Consider the following 19590-nt stretch of genomic DNA (forward strand, 5'->3'; position numbering starts at 1 on the left):
AGATGTTCTCCTTCCTGGTCACGCAATCCCTGCGCAACCGCCTCCTGGTCCTGGCGGTCGCCGCCGTGCTGGTGCTCTACGGGGCGTTCAGCCTGACGCGGCTGCCGGTCGACGTCTTCCCCGACCTCAACCGCCCCACCGTCACGATCATGACCGAGGCCGAGGGCTACGCGCCCCCGGAGGTCGAGCAGATGGTGACCTATCCGATCGAGACCCGGCTCAACGGCCTGCCCGGGGTGACCCGGCTGCGCTCGGTCTCGGGAGTCGGCCTCTCGGTGATCTACGTCGAGTTCGCCTGGGGCACCGACATCTACCGCAACCGCCAGCAGGTCGGCGAGCGGCTCGCCCTGGTCCAGGACCAGCTCCCCCGCGGGGTGACCTCGCAGATGGGCCCGGTCTCCTCGATCATGGGCCAGGTGCTGCTGATCGCGGTGACGGGCGAGACCCTGTCGCCGATGGAGCTGCGCGAGACCGCCGACTTCGTGCTGCGCCCGCGCCTGCTCACCGTGCCGGGCGTGGCGCAGGTGATCCCGATCGGCGGCGAGGTGCGCCAGTTCCGCGTCGCCCCGAACCCGGCGGCGATGCGGGCGCTCGGCGTGAGCAACGCCCAGCTCGACGCGGCCTTGCAGCAATTCGGCACCAATGCCGGCGGCGGCTTCACCGACCAGTATTCCCGCGAGTACCTGATCCGGAACATCGCCCGCACGATGAGCCTGGAGGACCTGCGCGACCTCGTGGTGGGGGCCTCGGGCAACGCGCCGGTGCGCCTGCGCCAGGTGGCGGAGGTCTCCTTCGCGGCCAAGGCCAAGCGCGGCGAGGGCGGCTACCAGGGCAAGCCGGCGGTGATCGTCTCGGTCGAGAAGCAGCCCGACGTTGACACCGTGGCGCTCACCCGCAGCATCGAGGCGGCGCTGAAGGACATCGCGCCCTCGCTGCCCGCCGGCATCTCCGCCGACAAGATCCTGTTCCGCCAGGCCGACTTCATCGAGACCTCGATCGCCAATGTCGAGCGGGTCCTGGTCGAGGCGATCGCCGTGGTGGCGATCGTGCTGTTCTGCTTCCTACTGAACGTCCGCACCACCCTGATTTCGCTGACCGCCATCCCCGTCTCGATCCTGACGACGGCCCTGGTGTTCCATCTGCTCGGGCTGTCGATCAACACCATGACCCTCGGGGGCCTCGCCATCGCGATCGGCGAGCTCGTCGACGACGCGGTGGTCGACGTCGAGAACATCTTTCGCCGCCTGCGCGAGAACCGGGCCGCCGGTAACCCGCGCTCGGTGTTCGAGGTCGTGGTCTCGGCCTCGAACGAGGTGCGCTCCGGCATCGTCTACGCGACCGCGATCATCGTGCTGGTCTTCGTGCCGCTCTTCGCCCTCTCGGGCATCGAGGGGCGGCTCTTCGCGCCGCTCGGCCAGGCCTACATCGTGTCGATCCTGGCGAGCCTCGTCGTCTCGATCACCCTGACGCCGGTCCTCGCCTCCTGGCTCCTGCCCGGGATGAAGAGCCTCGCGGAGCACGAGAGCCGCTTCATCCGCGCGCTCAAGCGCGCCAACGCCGCCGCCTTGGACGTCGTGTTCCGCCACCAGCGGATCCTCGTCGGCGCGGTGGCGGCGCTGGTGGTGGGCGCGGGCCTCGCCGCCTCGCAGCTGCCGCGGGCCTTCCTGCCGCCGTTCAACGAGGGCTCGTTCACCGTCACCATGGCCTTCACCCCCGGCATCTCGCTACCTGAGAGCAGCCGGGTCGGCGCGATCGCCGAACGCCTCCTGATGGAGATCCCGGAGGTGGCGGCGGTCGGCCGGCGCACCGGCCGGGCCGAGCTCGACGAGCACGCGGAGGGCGTCCATTCCTCCGATCTGGAGGTGGCGCTCAAAGGCGGCAGCCGGCCGAAGGCGGAACTGGTGGCCGAGATCCGCAACCGGCTCGCGGCGCTGCCGGTCTCGGTCAATGTCGGCCAGCCGATCTCGCACCGGCTCGACCACATGCTGTCCGGCGTCCGGGCCGAGATCGCCCTGAAGATCTTCGGCGAGGACCTGGATGGCTTGCGCCGCGTGGCGGCGAGCCTGCAGGAGCGGATGCGGGCGATTCCCGGCCTCGCCGACCTCCAGGTCGAGAAGCAGGTGCGGATCCCGCAACTCGAGATCCGGGTCGATTACGGCCGGGCGGCGCTCTACGGCGTGCAGCCGGCGGCGATCGTTGAGCAGATCAGCCGGCTCTCCAACGGGCGCCTCGTCTCGACGGTGGTCGACGGCTACCGCCGCTTCGACGTCGTCCTGCGCCTGCCCGAGGCGCAGCGCACCACCGCGGGACTCGGGGACCTCCTGATCGAGACGCCGTCGGGCTGGGTGCCGGCGCGCCAGGTCGCCGACATCCGCGAGACCGACGGCCCGAACCAGATCCTGCGCGAGAACGGCCGCCGGCGCCTCGTCGTGATGGCGAACACCACGGCGGGGTCCGACATGACGGGAATCGTCGCGGCGATCCGCGCGGTACTCGCCGCCGAGACCCTGCCGCCGGGCGTCTTCGCCAGCCTGGAGGGCACGTTTCAGGCGCAGGAGGAGGCGACCCGGACCATCGGGGCGCTGTCGCTGGTCTCCCTGGGACTGATCTTCGCGCTGCTCACCAGCCGCTACCGCTCGGGCGCCCTGGCGCTGATCATCCTCGGCAGCGTGCCGCTGGCGCTGGTCGGCTCGGTGGCGGCCCTGTGGCTCGCTGGGCAGCCGCTCTCTGTCGCCTCGATGATCGGCTTCATCACTCTCACCGGCATCGCGGCCCGCAACGGCATTCTCAAGGTCAGCCACACCCTGAACCTCGCCCTCCACGAGGGCGTGCCGTTCGGCCCCGACCTCGTGGTGCGGGCGAGCCTGGAGCGGCTGACCCCGGTGCTGATGACCGCGCTCTCCGCCGGCGTTGCCCTGGTGCCGCTCCTTTACGACGCGGCGAGCCCCGGCAAGGAGATCCTGCACCCGGTCGCGGTGACGATCTTCGGCGGTCTCGTCAGCGCCACCCTCCTCGACGCGCTGCTGACCCCGGTGCTGCTGCTGCGCTTCGGCCGCAAGCCCCTGGAGCGCCTGATGGCGGCGCGGGAGACCGCGACGGGCACGGCGCCCGCGGGTGCCGCGCCGGCCGACCTCTACTGATCCCCCTCACCGAGAGAGACACGATGCCGATCCGAAAGATCCTCACCGCCGGCGCCCTGGCCCTCGCCCTGCCGCTCTGCGCGCGCCACGCCTGCGCCCATGACGGGACCGGGCACAATGGCGGCCGAATCGCCGATGCCGGGCCCTACCACATCGAACTGGTGACGAAGGACCGGACCGTCGAGGTCACGATCTACGACGCCAAGGAGACGGCTTTGTCCCCGGCCGGCTTCAAGGGCACGGCGATCCTGGTCGTCGGCGGCAAGCCCGCCCGCGTGGTCCTGACGCCCAAAGCCGCGCGCCTCACCGGCGAGGCCGAGGTGGTGCTCGGCGCGAATCCGAAGGGCGTGGTGCAGATCACCGGGCCGGACGGCGCGGCGGCGAGCGGCAAGTTCAACTGAGCGGAGGAAGGCTTTCGGCGGGTCGGCGCGTTGGGGGCTCTCGCCCTCGCGCCCATCCATGGCCGCCCCTCCCCTTTCCCGGATCTCCTTCCACTTCGTTTCAGTCGTCCGGGAAAGAGCGGAGAGTGCCAGGGTCTGTTCGAGTTGGCCGGCGGAATTTCCGCCCTCCTCGTCATCCCGGGGCCGCGAAAGCAGAACCCGGGATCCATATCCGCTGACGGATCGGGGTGAGGCGGAACGCGATCCGTCTCCTTCTCCCACGTCAGCGGTTATGGATTCCGGGCTCCGCTTTCGCGGCCCCGGAATGACGATGAGGGTGTGGGAACCGATAGAGGCCAGTCGAACAGGCGATCAGTTCGATGGCGAAAACCCCCTCACGCCGCCTGACGCAGCACCTGTCCCGCCACCAGAGCCTGGATGTTGCGCAAGGTCGAGAAGGAGTCGCGGCTGAGCAGGTGCTCCGGGAACTCGACCCCGAAATGCTCTTCCAGGTCCATCATCACCTGGACCGCGCCGAACGAGTCGAGACCGTTGTCGAACAAGCAATCGTCGTCCGAGAGGCGGTCGATGGTCCGGGCGAGCCCGCCGTGCTGGGCCAGAATCGTCCGGATCTCCTGGGCAGACGCCATCGCTCGACCTCGCTCTGTACTGTTTCAGCGTTAGAGAGATACAAACCTGAAATCAAACCTAATCCGCGAGGCCGGCGGACCACCGCGTACCATGGTGACCATCTTGTTAGCACTCACAACAGGTGGACCCGGCACCGATCCTGCGCCCCGGGGCGCGAGGCTCGGCCCGGCATCCCCGGACCGGACAGGTCTGTTCGAGAACGGCACGGGTGGCAGGCGATGCGCGGGCGCGAGGGGTCGGAAAGGTTCGAGGCGCTGGATGCAGGGCGGGGCGTCTGCGCGCTCGCGGTCGCGTTCTTCCACATGCCGCTCGCGCATCCGTGGCAGCAGCAGGCCTGGTTCCCGAACCTGCAATTCTGCGTCGACGTCTTCTTCGTGCTGTCGGGCTTCGTGCTGCTGCACGCCTACGGCGACCGCCTCGCGACGGGCCGGCAGGTTCTCCGCTTCGGGCTGATGCGGTTCGGCCGGCTCTGGCCGCTGCACGCCGCGACGCTCGGGCTCCTGGTCCTGATCGAAGGGGTCCGCTTCCTCGCCCTCTCGCACCATGCCGGCGCGCCGGGCGCGACGCCGCCCTTCGGGCCCGAGCACCGCCCGGTCGAGATCGTCACCCACCTCCTGTTCCTGCAGAACTTCCGCACCTTCGGCGAGTACAGCTGGAACTTCCCGTCCTGGAGCATCGCGGTCGAGTTCTGGGCCTCGCTCGTCCTGGCCGCGATCGTGATGGCGGCGGGCCCCCGGCGGCGCCTCGTCTTCGCCGGGCTCGCCGGCGCGAGCGCCCTTGCCCTGTGGTGGGTGAGCCCGCGCACGCTGTTCGTGATCCAGAATTTCGGCATCGTGCGCTGCCTGTTCGACCTCTTCCTCGGCTGCCTCGCCTACACCTTGCGCGACGCGCTGCGCCTGCAGCGCCGCCTCGCGACCCCGGCCGAGATCCTGGCCCTCCTCGCCCTGCCGGCCCTGGTGCTGCTCTCAAGCCCCGGCCCCCTCGGCTACGGCGCGAGCCTCGCCTTCGCCGCGGCGATCGCGCTGTTCTCGCACCAGGGCGGCGCCGTGTCGGACCTCGCCCGCGCGCGGGGGCCCCAGCGCCTCGGCCGGTGGTCGTTCTCGATCTACCTCCTGCACCTGCCGATGATCCAGGTCTTCGTCACGGCGGTCCACGCGGTCGAGGCGCGCACCGGCCTGTCCCTCACGACGGTCCTCGGTCACGAGCACCTCGTCGATCTCGGCTCCGGCGCCGCCAACCTCGCGGCCGCGGCCGCCCTGGTGGCGCTCACGGTGCCGCTGGCCGCCCTCACCCACCGCGTGATCGAGCGCCCCTCGCTCGCCTGGTTCAAGCGCGTCGATGCCGGCCTCGCCGCGCCCACCGCCCGGACTCCGGCGGCCGTGGCCGCCATGGCTCCACGCTAGAGGAACCCCTGTCTCAGTTTGGGATGGCCAACCGGCGGAAACGGCTGGCGGATCGGTAACCGAACCGCGACTAAGTTCCTCACCGTGCCCTGCCGGTTCAGGGATGGTCGAGGAGCGGGCCCCGTCGGGAGACGACTTCCGAGGGAGTCCGCGATCGACCCGCGTGACGGACGAGCGGAGTCGATGTCCGCAGTGCCGGACAGTCAAGTCGCATGAGGCAGGGACACCAGATGTCGACGGCAGAGTCCGCCGCGCTCACCCCCCGCAGGACCGGCGGCACGCTGGTGGATCTGTGGGGATCGGCCCGCCGGCGCGCGGTGTGGATCGTCGCGAGCGCCGGGGTGATGGCGTCGCTCGGCGGACTCTACGCGCTCCGGCAGGTGCCGACCTACCGCGCCACGGTCGAGCTGTTGATCGACCCGCAGGCGCTCCAGATCGTCGGGCGCGGCCTGTCGCGCCCGGATGCCCCGGCCCAGCTCGATTTCGCGAATCTCGAGAGCCAGGGGCTGGTCCTGCTCTCGGGCAAGATCCTCGACCCGGTGATCGCGCAGCTCGGGCTGGCGGAGGATCCGGTGCTGATCCGCGGCGCCCCGCCCGGCGCCGATCCGGCCGTCGTGGCGCTCGAAGCTTTGCGCAAGCGCATCGTGGTGCGCCGGGTCGACAACTCGTTCAACTTCCAGCTCACGGTCGCCTATCCCGACGCGCGGCGCGCGGCCGAGATCGCCAACACCGTCGCGGCGCAGTTCTTCGAGGTCGGCGCCCGGGACCGGGTCTCGGTGGTGCGCCGGGCCAACGAGGCGCTGCTGACCCAGGCCGCCGACCTGCGCGCCCAGCTCAACCGGGCCGACGTGGCGGTGGAGCGCTACCGGGCCGAGAAGGGCCTGATCGGCTCGGGCGAGGCCGGCCTCCTGGTGTCGCAGCAGCTCAAGGAGCTCTACGCCCAGATCACCGTCGCGGAGACCAACGTCGCCCGGCTGTCCTCCCGGCGCGAGCAGGTGCAGCAGCTGCGGGCGCCCGACGGTCAGGTCCAGGCGGTGCCGGAGAGCGACACCTCGCCTGTCATGGTCTCGCTGCGCACGCAATACGCCCAGACCCTCCAGGAGACCGCGACCCTGTCGCGCAGCCTCGGGCCGAACCACCCGCAGATGATCGCGCTCTCCGCCCAGCGCGCCGCGACCGCGCGGCTGATCGCCCTGGAGGCCGACCGGATCCGCCGCACCATCGAGGAGGACCTGCGCCGGGCCGAGGAATCCCTGCGCCAGCTGCGCGGCCGGGCCGAGCGGCTGATCCAGAACCAGACCAGCAGCAACCAGGAGGGCATCCGCCTGCGCCAGCTCGAGAGCGAGGCGGAGGCGATCCGGCGCACCTACAACCTCGTCCTCGACCGGACGAAGGACCTCGAGCAGCAGCAATCGATCAACCCGAGCAACTCGCAGATCGTCTCGCGCGCCACCCCGCCGCTGAAGCCTTCCGACACCCCGGCCCCGGTCGTGGTGGTGGCCGCCGGCCTGTTCGGCGCCGTGCTCGGGCTGATCCTCGCCTTCCTCTACGACCTCTGGCGCGGCAACATCACCACGGTCTCCGGGTTCGGCGCCGCGGCGCCGGTCTGGGCGCGCCTGCAGCGGCGGGGCCGCGGCGGCGCCAGCGCCGAGGAGGCCCTGGTCACCGCGGCGCGCGAGCTGCGCAACCGCTTCGCCGGCCGCGGCCAGCCGGTGATCGTGACCGTGGCCGCGGACGGGCTCGGGCCCGAGTGCCTGCACGCGGCGGAGGTCCTCACCGACCTGCTGATCCGCCTCGGCGAGCCGGCCCTGATGGTGCCCGAGCAGGCCCATGCCCGCCTCGGCTTCGGCGACGGCCCGCACACCGACGCGCCCTTGCGCGGCCGGCTCGCCGTCATCGACCCCGCCCGCGGGGGAGAGCGCCTGGCCCGGCCCGAGATCATCGTGGCGGAGCGGGACGTCACCCGCGGCGACGGCTGGCTCTCGATCCCCGAGACCTCCGACGCGATCCTCCTCGTCGTCGCCCCCGGCCGGATGACCCGGGGCCGCCTGGAGCGCCTGCTCGAAACCCTCGACGGCGCCGGCCGCTTCCGGGCGAAGGGCCTGTTCGGCCTCGTCACGGTCGAGCCGCGGCGGGCCCTGGCCCGGCGCAAGCGGGCGCCGGCGCGGCAAGTGACAGGGCAAATGGCCGGCCAGGTGACCAGCCAAGTGACCGGCCAGGTGCGCGCGGCATGACCGGCGGCCTGACGGCCGGCCTGCATCCGGCGGCCTCGCCCGCCGCCGATTGGCGCGCGCCCTTCCAGGGCCGGATCGCCACCGCGGTGCTCATCGGCGCGCTGGTCTTCAACGCCGCCCTCTGCTTCCTCAACACCGCCGGATTCCCGGTCAGCGGCGGCACCGTCATGGGCGCCGAGGTGGCGATCATCGCGGTCACCCTCGGATTCGCCCTCGACGAGCGGCCGGGCCCGTGGCTCGTCCTCGCCGGGCTGGTGACCTACGGGCTCCTGCTCGTGACCTTACGCGGCAACACCGACGTCAAGGGCATCCGCGACTTCCTGATTCCGGTCGTGTTCTACTGCCTCGGCACCCGCAGCCCGTCCTTGCGCGACGCCGACCGGGCGGTGCTGGCGAGCGGCGGCATCGTGGTGGTGATGGGCCTGTTCGAGTACGGCCTGTTCGACGTCTACCAGCAATACTTCAACATCGTGCGCTACTACGTCGCCCGCGGCAGCATGTCGGCGGCGGAGATCAGCGAGCTGACCGGCTCGCTGTTCACCTCCGGCATCCGGCCGGATTCGCGCACCATCCTGCCCTTCCTCGGGCCGCACCGGGTCTCGTCGGTCTTCCTCGAACCGGTCTCGGCCGGCAATTTCGGCGCCGTCCTGTTCGCCTGGGCGCTCTACCGCCGCACCATGCGCGGGCGGACCTGGCTGTTCCTCTGCGCCGCCGTCACCATCATCCTGGCCGATGCGCGCTTCGGCGCCTATGTCTGCGTGGCGATCGCCGGGGCGATGCTGGTGGGGTACCGCCTGCCGCGCCTGCTCTGGTTCGCCCTGCCCTTCACGATCCTGCTCGCGCTCGCGGTCTACGGCTTCGAGAGCCTGCAGACGAGCTGGCAGAACGACATGGCGGGCCGCCTGCTCTGGGCCGCGCTCCTCATCACCTCCCTGCCGCCCGAGGGCGTGTGGGGCATCATGCCCGACAAGATGTTCCTGTCGGATTCCGGCTACGCCTACACCCTCACCCAGCTCGGGGTGGCGGGCGCGCTGGTGGCCTGGGGCCTGTTCGTCCTGATGCCGGCCCGCAACCCCGACGGTTGGCGCCTGCGCTGCGCCATGGCGATCTATCTCTGCCTGCTCCTCGTCATCAGCGACTCGCCGTACTCGATCAAGACCGCGGCGCTGGTGTGGTTCATGATGGGGGCGGCGGACGGGGCGGAGCCGGAGATCGAGCGGGCGGCATCTTGACTGGTAACATATGAGTTGTTCACTGGGCTCGCTGTCCGTCGTGGGTGAAACTAGTCGGTGATCGTCTGCACCCTTTGCAATAGTCGAAGTTTATGGATCTAGCGCGGGTCCCCCTCTCCCGTTTGGGAGAGGGGACAGGGGTGAGGGTGGCTCGGTTGCCGCAATGACCCTGAACCGTAGAGCTGCGCAGCTCGACGCTTGGTGATTCATCCTGAAGCCGAGCCACCCTCACCCCTACCCCTCTCCCACACGGGAGAGGGGATCCCGCGCTCAAGATCCGACAGGAAAATCAGTCGTTCGGAATGGTTCTCATTGGGCACCGCGCTGGCGCACTGGGCAGAGTACAAGCGACGCAGGAGGGAGGTGTGATGGCCCTGACCCGCAGCTTCAAGGACACGATCAAGGCGCGCGCCGAGCGCGATCCTGCCTTCCGCGATGCCCTGCTCACCGAAGCCGTCGACCTGTTGCTCGCCGGTGATCTCGATACCGGCAAGGCGGTCCTGCGCGACTTTATCAACGCGACGATCGGCTTCGAGCGCCTGGCCGAGGAAACCGGCACCTCCTCCAAGAGCCTGATGCGGATGCTGAGCCCGGCCGGCAACCCGACCGCCAGCAACCTGTTCGGCGTGCTGCACGCCGTCCAGAAGACGACGGGCGTGCATCTCGTGGTCTCGGCCGCCGCCGGCTGAATCGTTGCCGCCCGGCCCCGGGAACCGCTCGACGCAAGCCGGCGACGGGGTCGCTGTCCACACGACAGACGGAGCGGCGTTAACTCCGCCTTAAGCACAGATCCGTCCAGGATACGGCGCGTGGGTCCCGTCCGTCCGGCCGGTGGCCGCGGGCGCGCCGTGGAACCCGTTCATGCTGGACTCGGTCCGGATCTCGCTCAAGGTGCTGAACGCGGCCCAGCTCGCCACGGTGGCGGCGGCCGCCTTCGGGCTGGCCTGGTTCGGCGGCGCCCTCTCCGGCACCGCGCCGGTGCCCGAGCGGCCCGCGCTCGCCCAAAATCTCGTCCAGGCCGCCCGCGCCTATGCCGACGCCCTCGACGAGGAGTTGAGCGCCTCGATCAACGACGCCCGCAACGCCGCCCTGCTCCTGCGCCTCGACGATGCCTCCTTAGCCGATTCCTGGCGCGCGGGCCGGCTGCAGGACTGGCTCGCCCTCAATCCGCGCTACCGCGACGCCGCCCTGCTCGGCCCCGACGGCGCCTTGCGCGCCGCGGGCGGGCCCGGCGGGACGCGGATCGACCGCGTCGTCGCCCGCACCGCACAGGTCGCGGTGGCGGCCGGACCCGAGGAGGCGCCCTTCGCTCTGACCCTGGCGCTCGGCCAGCCCGGGCGGTCGGACCGCCTCGTGCTGCGCGCGAGCCCGGCCTATTTCGAGGGGATCGGCGAGCGGGTCCGCCGGGCGCTCGGCGCGGGCGAGGCCCTCCGCTTCGCGGTGGCGGGGGCGGACGGCCGGGCGCTCGTCGGCCCGCTGCCGGCCGCCGACGATCCCCGGCCGCACGAGGCCGCGCCCACCCGCGGCAGCCGCGACATCGCCAGCCCCGGCTGGCTCGTCACCGCCTCCGCGCCCGCGATCCCGCTCCGGCCCGCCGGGCCCGACCCGCGCCTGATCGCCCTCGGCCTTGCCCTGGTGCTCGCCGCCGGCGGCCTCGGCCACGCCCTGGGCGGGCGGGTCTCGGCGCGCCTGCGCCGGCTCGCCGAAGACGCCGGCACCGCCGACGAGACCGGCGGCGAGGCTCCGGTGTCGCGGGTACGCGAGATCGCGGCGATCGCCGGCACCGTCCGCGACCGGGCCCAGAGCCTCGACGCCCGGCTCGCCGGGGCCGGGACCGGCCTCGACCGGGTGCGCGGCCGCCTGCACACCTTCGAGGCGATGTCGGGCTGGACCTGCTGGGAGATCGATCCCGAGACCCGGCAGGTCGTCTGGTCGGACCCTGACGGCGCCGGCGCCCTGGCGGGCGCCGACCGCGTCGCGACGATGGCCGATCTCGCCGCCCGGTTCGAGCCCGCCGACCGCCCCCTCCTCGACCTCACCCTGAAGGCGGCGCTCGGGGCGGACGGCCCCCACGACGTGGTTCTGCGCACGAGCGGGCCGGGGCCCGAATCCGGCCGCCGCCTGCTGGTGCGGCTCCTGCGCGGCCGCGACGCCGCCGGCCGGGTCCGGGTCCACGCCCTCAGCCGGACGATCCGCGAGGGCGCGCCCGCCGACACCCCGGCGGGCGCCAACGAGCGGCGGCGCAACGTCGTCCTGCGCCGGGTCACCGACGGCATCGTCCACGACTTCAACGACGTGCTCACGGTGGTGCTGGCCAATCTCGGCGTGCTGCGGCGCCAGACCGGCCTCGACCCGCGCCAGGCGGCGCTGACCGACGCGGCGCTCGCCGGCGCCCAGCGCGGGGCGGCGCTCACCCGGCGCCTGCTCGGCCTGGTGCGCGGCGGCGACCTCGCCGGCGACGCACCCCCGGCGGAGCTCGCCTCCTCCGACCTCGCCGCGACCGTGGCGGCGTTCCTGCCCTTCCTGCAGGCCAACGTCCTGCGCGACGCGCCGCTCGTCACCCGCATCCCCGACGACCTGCCCCGGGCGGCCTGCGGCGAGCGGCTGGTCGAACTGGTGCTGCTCAACCTCGCCTTCCACATCCGCGACCTCGGCCTGCACGGCTTCGCGGTCGGGGCGGCCGAGCACGCGGCCGACCTGGCCCCGGTGCCCGGCATGCCGGAGGGCCCGGCCCTGCGCGTGCTGTTCGCCAGCGGGCGCCGCCTCCCGGGCGCCGCCGCGCGGCCGCAGATCCAGGCGCTCGACACCGTCGGGCGGCTCCTGCGCGCCGGCGGCGGGGGCTGGCGCGTCCTCAGCGACGGGTGCGGCGCGGACGCGTTCCTGGCCGAGGCGTGGTTGCCCGCCGAGACGCGTCCGGCCGAGGCGCGGAAGACGACGGCCGGCCGCGCCGATCCGCGCCAGGCGGCCCTTGCCGGTCCGGCGCCGCAGGCCGCGTTGCGCATCCTGCTCGTCGAGAGCGACAGCCTCGTGCGCGCCAGCCTCGTCGAGGCCCTGGCCGAGCTCGGCCATGACGTGGTCCAGGCCGCCTCCGGCGAGCACGCCCTCGAACTTCTGGCCCGCGACGCCGCCTTCGACGCGATGATCGCCGACCAGGCGATGCCGGTGATGACCGGCCTCCAGCTCGCCGCCACCGTGGTCGAGCGCCATCCGGGCATCCGCGTCATCCTGGCGAGCCCGCACGGCCAGCTGCCCCAGGCGGCCCGCCGCTTCCTCCAGCTCGACAAGCCATTCCGGCGCGAAGACCTCGCCGCCGTGCTCGCCGCCTGACCGGCGCAGGCCCGGCGTCCCAGCCGAGCGCGTTGCGACACGGTACACGACAGCGACACCGGATCCCGACATGCGTCAGCCGACGACAATGAAACCCTCTCTGTCATCCCGGGGCCGCGACAGCGGAACCCGGGATCCATAACCGCCGAGATCTCAGGCCGAAGCGGAACGCAATCCGCCTGATTCGGCATCGTCAGCGGTTATGGATCCCGGGTTCTCGCCTGTCGGCGAGCCCCGGGATGACGCGGAGGTTGTCCGGTCGGCCGGCTCACGCGAGCCGGGCTCCGCGCCGATGTCTTGTATTGTAAGCTGCGATCGGCTGGCGCTCCAGGTCTTTGATTTCGCCGCACTTTCTTCGACGAGCCGGTCTCCGCTTCGTCGGAAAATTCCGTAGGCAAAAATTGCCGACCTAACCTCCGTTGCAGGACAATAAATTTTAACCGTCTCGTTGCATAAATCAGTGCACAACGTTTCGGTAACCAGTTCAGGAGGCGGCGTTGATTGCCTCGATTCAGTCACGAACACTCGGCCTCGTCGGCGGCGTGAGCCTCGCCGTTCTCGCCGCGGCCGCTCCGGCCCGGGCGGCGGACCTGAGGGCGCCGGGCACCGACGCCGACTGGTACACCGGCGCGCAGACCCAGGCGGTCGACGACAGCTGGGCGATCGCCGTCGACGGCTCGACCAGCGTCACCTCCAACAGTTCGGCCTTCGGCTCGATCACCGTGACGGCGCCGCTCGCCGGCTCGCCGAGTCAGAGCGGCCCGCGGGTGCGGGTCGAGGCCATCGCCGGCACCTATTCCTATCCGGGCCAGGCCGTCGCCTCGCGGGTGACGGGCTACCAGCAGGAAGGCTCGGCGATGGCCGGCTACGAGTGGGTGTGGCGCGACGCGGCGCTCGCCGGCTTCATCGGCTTCAACGTGCGCAGCAACCAGCTCTCGGTCGTCGATCCGGGCAACCCGGTGGTCGGCACCGGGATCGGTTTGCGCGTCGCCGCGAATTTCTACGCCAACCCCACCGACCGCACGATGGTGTCGGCCTATGGCTCCTACTCGACCAAGTTCAACGCCTACTATTCCCGCCTGCGCGTCGGCTACATGGTCGCCGACGGCGTCTATATCGGCCCCGAGGCGCTGTTCCTCGGCGACGACTTTTTCCGCCAGTACCGGATCGGCGCCCATCTCTCGGGCGTGAAGTTCGGGCCGGTGCAGATGTCGCTGGCGGCGGGCTACGTGCAGGACCGGGTCCAGGGCTCGGGGTACTATTCGAGCATCGAGGCGCGGGCGAATTTTTAAGTCTCTCGGCCTGTTCGATCAGCCTCTACAGACCGATCACGCTCCGGGTCATTCCGGGGCCGCGAAAGCGGAGCCCGGAATCCAGAAACACAGGTGTTTCGGAAGGAAGCGGAACGATCTCCGCCCGATCCTGAACGATCGGCGGTTCTGGATTCCGGGCTCCGCTGCGCGGCCCCGGAATGACCCTTAGTGTGTCAGGACTGTCGAGCACGCCGACGAAACCCTTGTCCTTTCCGGCCAACTTCTCAGACGAGCACGGGCGCCCGGCTGGCCGGACGCCCCTCCCCCGTCCGATCAGGCCGGCGCGCCGGCCGCCTTGGCCTCGCGGCGCCGGGCGTGCAGCACGTACTCGGTGTAGCCGTTGGGCTGGACGCGGCCCTTGAACACCAGGTCGCAGGCCGCCTGGAAGGCCGGCCCGTCGAAACCCGGCGCCATCGGCCGGTAGAGCGGATCGCCGGCATTCTGGCGGTCGACCACCTGGGCCATGCGCTTCATCGTCTCCATCACCTGCGCCTCCGACACCACGCGATGGTGCAGCCAGTTGGCGATGTGCTGGGACGAGATGCGCAGCGTCGCGCGGTCCTCCATCAGCGCCACGTCGTGGATGTCCGGCACCTTGGAGCAGCCGACGCCCTGGTCGATCCAGCGCACGACGTAGCCGAGGATGCTCTGGACGTTGTTGTCGATCTCCTGCTGCACGTCGTCGGGGGCGAAGTTCGAGCGGGCGAGCGGCACCTGCAGGATCTCGTCGAGGGCCGAGCGCGGCCGGCGCGCCAGCTCCTGCTGGCGGGCCTTCACGTCGGTCTCGTGGTAGTGCAGCGCGTGGAGCGTCGCGGCCGTCGGCGAGGGCACCCAGGCGGTCGAGGCGCCGGCCTTCGGGTGGGCGCCCTTCTGCATCAGCATGTCGGCCATGGCGTCGGGCGCCGCCCACATGCCCTTGCCGATCTGCGCCCGGCCGAGCAGGCCGCAGGCGAGGCCGACATCGACGTTGTTCTCCTCGTAGCCCTTGATCCAGGGCGTGCCCTTCATGTCGTTCTTGCGGATGACCGGACCGGCCTCCATCGAGGTGTGGATCTCGTCGCCGGTGCGGTCGAGGAAGCCGGTATTGATGAACACCACCCGCTCCGCCGCCGCCTTGATGCAGGCGGCGAGGTTCACCGTGGTGCGGCGCTCCTCGTCCATGATGCCCATCTTGAGGGTGTTGGGCTTGAGGCCCAGCATCGCCTCGACGCGGGTGAACAGCTCGACCGCGAAGGCGACCTCTTCCGGCCCGTGCATCTTCGGCTTGACGATGTAGACCGAGCCGCGGCGGCTGTTGCGGATGCCGGATGGGCTCCTGAGGTCGTGGATCGCGATCAGCGCCGTGACGGCGGCGTCGACGATGCCCTCCGGCACCTCGGCGCCGGACTCGTCGAGCACCGCATCGGTGAACATGTGGTGGCCGACATTGCGCACCAGCATCAGCGAGCGGCCGGGCACGCTGACCTCGCCCTGGCCGTCGGGGGCGGTGTAGGTGCGGTCGGGGTTGAGCTTGCGCTCGAAGCGGCGGCCGTCCTTCTCGACCGGGGCCGAGAGGCTGCCGTTCATCAGGCCGAGCCAGTTGCGGTAGACCACGACCTTGTCCTCGGCATCGACCGCCGCGACCGAATCCTCGAGGTCCATGATGGTCGAGACCGCCGACTCGATCACGATGTCGGCGACGCCCGATGCGTCGAAGCGGCCGATCCGATGGGTGCGGTCGAGCACGATCTCGACGTGCAGGCCGTGGTGGCGCAGCAGCAGGGCCGTGGGCGAGGTGGCCTTGCCGCGATAGCCCGCGAAGGCCTCGGGCCGGGCGAGCGGGATCGTGTCGCCGGTATTCATGTTGCCGACGAGCTGGCCGCCCTCCACCGCGTAGGTCACCACGTCGGCGTGACGGCCGCCGGCGAGCGGCAGGGTGCGGTCGAGGAAGGCGCGGGCGCGCGCCACCACCCGGGCGCCCCGGGTGCGGTTGTAGCCGCCGCCCCGGGTCGCGCCGCCCTCCTCCGACACCGCGTCGGTGCCGTAGAGCGCGTCGTAGAGCGAGCCCCAGCGGGCATTGGCGGCGTTGAGCGCGTAGCGGGCGTTCGAGGTCGGGACCACGAGCTGGGGACCCGCGATGGTGGCGATTTCGTCGTCGACGTTGTCGGTGCGCACCTGGACCGGGCCGGGATCGGGCAGGAGGTAGCCGATCTGGGTGAGGAACGCCTTGTAGGCCGCCTCGTCCACCGGCTTGCCGACCCGCTCGCGGTGCCAGGCGTCGATCTTCTCCTGGATCGCGTCGCGGGTCTCGAGCAGGGCGCGGTTGCGGGGCCCTAAGTCGCGCACGATGGCCGACAGGCCGTTCCAGAACGCCTCCGGGCCGATCCCGGTCCCCGGCAGGGCTTCCTCGACCACGAAATCGTGCAGCACCGAGGCCACCGACACGCCACCGACCGTCTTGCGATCCATCCGATTTCCTCCCGCGGGCATCCGCACGTGCCGCGTCTTCGCGCCCCCCTTAACAGGCGACGCGGAGACCAGAAAGCCGGCGCACGGGCGCAAGCCGGCGTCCGTCGCGCCGGCCGGGGATATCCCGGGATGAGACGACCTGTCGAAAACGTAATGTTGTGTGGGAGCGAAAATGCCCCGCTCGGGCGTTGCCTCCCCGTGACAAACACCGGCCCCCCTCCCATCTCGTGGGCGCCGGCCCGCCGGCAACCGAAGGAGTACGGCTCCATGAACAGCGAAGAACGCGACGTCATCAACGGCATATTCCAGCGACTGGAGCAGGCCGCGCAGCAGCCCCGCGATGCCGACGCGGAGCGCTTCATCGCCGACAAGATCCGCGCCCAGCCCTACGCCCCCTACGCCATGGCGCAGCTCGTCTACGTGCAGGAGGAGGCGATCAAGAGTCTCAACCAGCAGCTCGAGCAGGCCCGGGCCGAGGCCCAGCGCGGCGGCCAGGGTGCCGGCCAGGGCGCCGGCGGCGGCGGCTTCTTCTCCAGCATCTTCGGCGGCGGGTCGCGGCCCGAGCCGCAGCAACCGCCGCAGCGTGGCGGTGCCTGGGGCAACCAGGGCGGCTACGGCCAGCAGCCCCAGCCGGGCTACGGTGGCCCGCAGGGCTATCCGCCGCAGCAACCCGGCTACGGCGGCCCGCAGCAGGGCGGTCCCTGGGCCGGTCAGCAGGCGCCGCAGCGCGGCGGCGGCGGCTTCCTCGCCACGGCCCTGCCGATGGCGGCGGGCGCGGCCGGCGGCATGCTGCTCGGCAGCGCCCTCAGCAACGCCTTCGCGGGCGGCCACTCGTCGCTCGGCAGCATGGCGGGCCTCGGGGGCGCCGGCGCGGCGGGCGGCACGGTCGTCGAGAACAACTACTTCGGCAACCAGGGCGGCAGCGAGGATTTCGGCGCCCCCCTCGGCGGCGACGATGCCGGCTTCCAGGACGCCTCCTTCGACGGCGACATGGGCGACAGCGGCAGCGACGACTGGGTCTGATCGGCCGTCGCTCCGGTTCCGAGGGGGCCCCGCCGCGGCGACGCGGCGGGGCCTTCTTCATGTCGGGTGACCGTGTCCTCAGATCACCCGATGATCAGATCACCTGCACGCGGGCGCCGACCGGCACGCGCTCGTAGAGGTCGGTCACGTCCTCGTTCATCATCCGGATGCAGCCCGAGGAGACCGACTGGCCGATCGTGTGCGGCTCGTTGGTGCCGTGGATGCGGTAGAGCGACGAACCGAGATAGAGGGCGCGGGCGCCGAGCGGGTTGGCGGGACCGCCGGCCATATGGCGCGGCAGGTCGGGGCGGCGGCGCAGCATCTCGGCGGGGGGCGTCCAGTCCGGCCATTCGCGCTTGGCGCTGACCGTCTTCATGCCCGACCAGGTGAAGCCCGGCCGGCCGACGCCGATGCCGTAGCGCAGGGCCCGGCCGCCGGGCTGGACCAGGTAGAGGAAGCGCGACGGCGTGTCGATCACGATGGTGCCGGGCCGCTGCCCGCCGTCATAGGCGACCTCCTGGCGCTGGAAGCGCGGGTCCATCGCCCGGCCGATCCCCTCCTCCCGGGCCTCCGGCATCGCGGCCGGGACCGGGCGCCCGCGAGGCGCCTCGAACGGGTCGGGAGCGTAGGCCTGGGTGGGTTGGGGCTGGGCGTAGACCGGAGGCTGGGCGTAGGCTTGCGGCGCGTAGGCTTGGCGCGGATAGGCCTGCGCCGGCACCGGGTCGCCGGAATGCAGCGAGACCCCGGGCACGACCGGCTCGTAGCCGACCTGGGCGCCCGACGTGCCGGCGGCGGCGTAGCCCGCGGTGCGGGCATAGGCCGGCGGCGCCCCGTAGACGCCGGCGACGGGGCCGGCCTGCCGGTAGCCGCGGCCCGGCAGGATCGTGCCGTCCGGGGCGACCGGCGCGGGGCGCAGCGGGCGGGCGGCGTAGGTCGGGTCCTGCCCGGTCATCAGGTACTCGATGAAGCCGCCGCCATAGGATCCGGGCGCTCCCTGCGCCAGGGCCGGCAGCGTTCCGAGACCCGTTCCGAGACCGGCCGCGATCGCCCCGGCCAGCACCATCCCGCGCACCACCATCGCACCCGTCCCCGCAACCCCTGCCGCATCCCGGCGATGGCGGCAGGAGAGCAGGGCCGCCGAGACCGGACGGTGAAGGAACGTGGTGAGCGTTTCGCTAAATCCTTGTGGTGAATCATTAATTCGGCCTCACGGTGAATCGTTCGTCACCGCGGGCACAAGCCCCCTCCAGGCATTCAGCAAATCGCAATCAATGTTGGGGACATTGGCCCGTGTGGGCCGTGCGATGCGGCCGCGGCTGCAGGCTCTCTCGGACCCATGAAGAACAAGCGCTTCCGCATCGAGGACAGTCTCGGGGTTGCTTCCGTTCCCGTCGAGGCGGCGCCCCCGCCGGTCTCGATCAACGACGAGCGGATCTCCGAGATCCTGGCGACGGTCAACGAACTCAAGCGCCTGACCGAGACCACCACCGGCGACGTGATCGACGCCTGCCGGCGGGAGATGGCCGAGATCTACGGCATGCGCAACGAGCTCGACGTGATGAAGGCCGCGATCGGCCGGACCAAGCACGAGATCGCGGTGCTGCACCGGCAGGATTTCGACGGCAAGGGCGTGCGCCGCGCCGCCGGCGAGCTGGACGCCGTGGTCGACGCCACCGAGCGGGCCACCACCACGATCCTGGCGGCGGTCGAGGACATCGAGACCCACGCCTCGGTGCTGCGCTCGACCGGCGGGCTCAAGGATCATTCCGACGTCGACGCGATCCTCGAGCGCACCGTGGTGCTCTACGAGGCCTGCAACTTCCAGGACCTGACCGGCCAGCGCATCAGCAAGATCGTCAGCGTGCTGAAGTTCGTCGAGGACCACATCGACCGGATGATCGAGGCCTGGGGCGGCCTGGAGGCCTTCAAGGACCTGATCGGCGAGCGCGCCGGTGTCAGCATCGACGACGAGAGCAGCCTGCTCAACGGGCCGAAGCTCGACGAGGATCCGGGCCACGTCGACCAGACCGACATCGACGCGCTGTTCGACTGACGGGCGGCGGGCGGCGTCGGGGCGCCGGCGCTTCAAGGGCCAGCCGACGAATTTCAAACCCTCGATGTCATGTATGGACGGCCCCCGTTTCGCAAGGGTTTGTGAGCATCGGTTTGAGCCAGTCGGTTCAGGAGCAGTCATGTATCCGGCCTCTGATGCCGTCGTGCCGCCGCGGTTGATGCGACGAGGACGACGGCGGGCCACCAAGGGGTGCGCACAAGCGTTCCTTGCGAAGAACCAGGCTCCCAACATCCCGACGCGCTGTGACGCGCGATGACGTGGCGGAGTGTCCTGGTCCCAGGTCCCTCATCCTGCTCTGGCCTTGGCCGTGCTTACAGCTCCTTGCTCACCGAAGGTCGCGTCCCGCCGCTCCTCAAGCGGCGGCG

The 19590-nt window shown here is 71.3% G+C and carries 13 protein-coding genes; 10 read left to right on the forward strand and 3 right to left on the reverse strand.

The window, feature by feature from the left end; all coding sequences use genetic code 11:
- The first annotated feature begins 2 nt into the window (after window positions 1-2).
- Window positions 3-3140, forward strand: a complete 3138-nt coding sequence (locus tag BM430_RS08855; protein ID WP_093566869.1) for an efflux RND transporter permease subunit — start codon at window positions 3-5, stop codon at window positions 3138-3140.
- A 23-nt stretch (window positions 3141-3163) separates the two neighbouring features.
- Window positions 3164-3541 (forward strand): hypothetical protein, encoded by a 378-nt coding sequence (locus BM430_RS08860; RefSeq protein ID WP_177302984.1) that lies wholly within the window; start codon window positions 3164-3166, stop codon window positions 3539-3541.
- 374 nt (window positions 3542-3915) lie between these two features.
- On the opposite strand, the gene BM430_RS08865 is transcribed toward BM430_RS08860, so the two are convergent.
- Window positions 3916-4170 (reverse strand): acyl carrier protein, encoded by a 255-nt coding sequence (locus tag BM430_RS08865; RefSeq protein WP_093566870.1) that lies wholly within the window; start codon window positions 4168-4170, stop codon window positions 3916-3918.
- A 219-nt stretch (window positions 4171-4389) separates the two neighbouring features.
- On the opposite strand from BM430_RS08865, the gene BM430_RS08870 reads away from it, so the two are divergent.
- From BM430_RS08870 to bcsS, 6 genes are all read left to right on the forward strand, one after another.
- Window positions 4390-5574 (forward strand): acyltransferase family protein, encoded by a 1185-nt coding sequence (locus BM430_RS08870; RefSeq protein WP_093566871.1) that lies wholly within the window; start codon window positions 4390-4392, stop codon window positions 5572-5574.
- Between the two features lie 230 nt (window positions 5575-5804).
- Entirely contained in the window at window positions 5805-7808 is a 2004-nt protein-coding gene (locus tag BM430_RS08875) for a GumC family protein (protein ID WP_177302985.1), read from the forward strand.
- Complete coding sequence (locus BM430_RS08880) at window positions 7805-9040, forward strand: hypothetical protein (RefSeq protein WP_093566873.1); 1236 nt, start codon at window positions 7805-7807, stop codon at window positions 9038-9040. The genes BM430_RS08875 and BM430_RS08880 overlap by 4 nt, the downstream gene beginning before the upstream one ends.
- A 368-nt stretch (window positions 9041-9408) precedes the next feature.
- Entirely contained in the window at window positions 9409-9729 is a 321-nt protein-coding gene (locus BM430_RS08885) for a helix-turn-helix domain-containing transcriptional regulator (protein WP_093566874.1), read from the forward strand.
- Between the two features lie 172 nt (window positions 9730-9901).
- Window positions 9902-12367: a response regulator gene (locus BM430_RS08890; protein ID WP_093566903.1), complete on the forward strand. Its 2466-nt coding sequence runs from the start codon at window positions 9902-9904 to the stop codon at window positions 12365-12367.
- 509 nt (window positions 12368-12876) lie between these two features.
- The gene (bcsS, locus tag BM430_RS08895; protein WP_244539394.1) at window positions 12877-13659 is read left to right on the forward strand and encodes a cellulose biosynthesis protein BcsS; all 783 of its coding nucleotides are present in this window, start codon (window positions 12877-12879) and stop codon (window positions 13657-13659) included.
- A 294-nt stretch (window positions 13660-13953) separates the two neighbouring features.
- Here bcsS and BM430_RS08900 read toward each other — a convergent pair whose 3' ends face one another.
- The gene (locus BM430_RS08900; RefSeq protein WP_093566876.1) at window positions 13954-16128 is read right to left on the reverse strand and encodes a malate synthase G; all 2175 of its coding nucleotides are present in this window, start codon (window positions 16126-16128) and stop codon (window positions 13954-13956) included.
- Window positions 16129-16395: 267 nt separating this feature from the next.
- On the opposite strand from BM430_RS08900, the gene BM430_RS08905 reads away from it, so the two are divergent.
- Entirely contained in the window at window positions 16396-17151 is a 756-nt protein-coding gene (locus tag BM430_RS08905; protein WP_093566877.1) for a DUF2076 domain-containing protein, read from the forward strand.
- A gap of 94 nt (window positions 17152-17245) precedes the next feature.
- On the opposite strand, the gene BM430_RS08910 is transcribed toward BM430_RS08905, so the two are convergent.
- Entirely contained in the window at window positions 17246-18229 is a 984-nt protein-coding gene (locus BM430_RS08910; RefSeq protein WP_244539388.1) for a L,D-transpeptidase, read from the reverse strand.
- 258 nt (window positions 18230-18487) lie between these two features.
- Between BM430_RS08910 and BM430_RS08915 the strand changes: the two genes are divergently transcribed.
- Window positions 18488-19204, forward strand: coding sequence for a chemotaxis protein (locus BM430_RS08915; RefSeq protein WP_093566878.1), 717 nt, complete (start codon window positions 18488-18490; stop codon window positions 19202-19204).
- Window positions 19205-19590: the final 386 nt, after the last annotated feature.

It is taken from the genome of Methylobacterium sp. 174MFSha1.1 (genome assembly GCF_900116815.1).
In the GTDB taxonomy this organism is placed as follows: domain Bacteria; phylum Pseudomonadota; class Alphaproteobacteria; order Rhizobiales; family Beijerinckiaceae; genus Methylobacterium.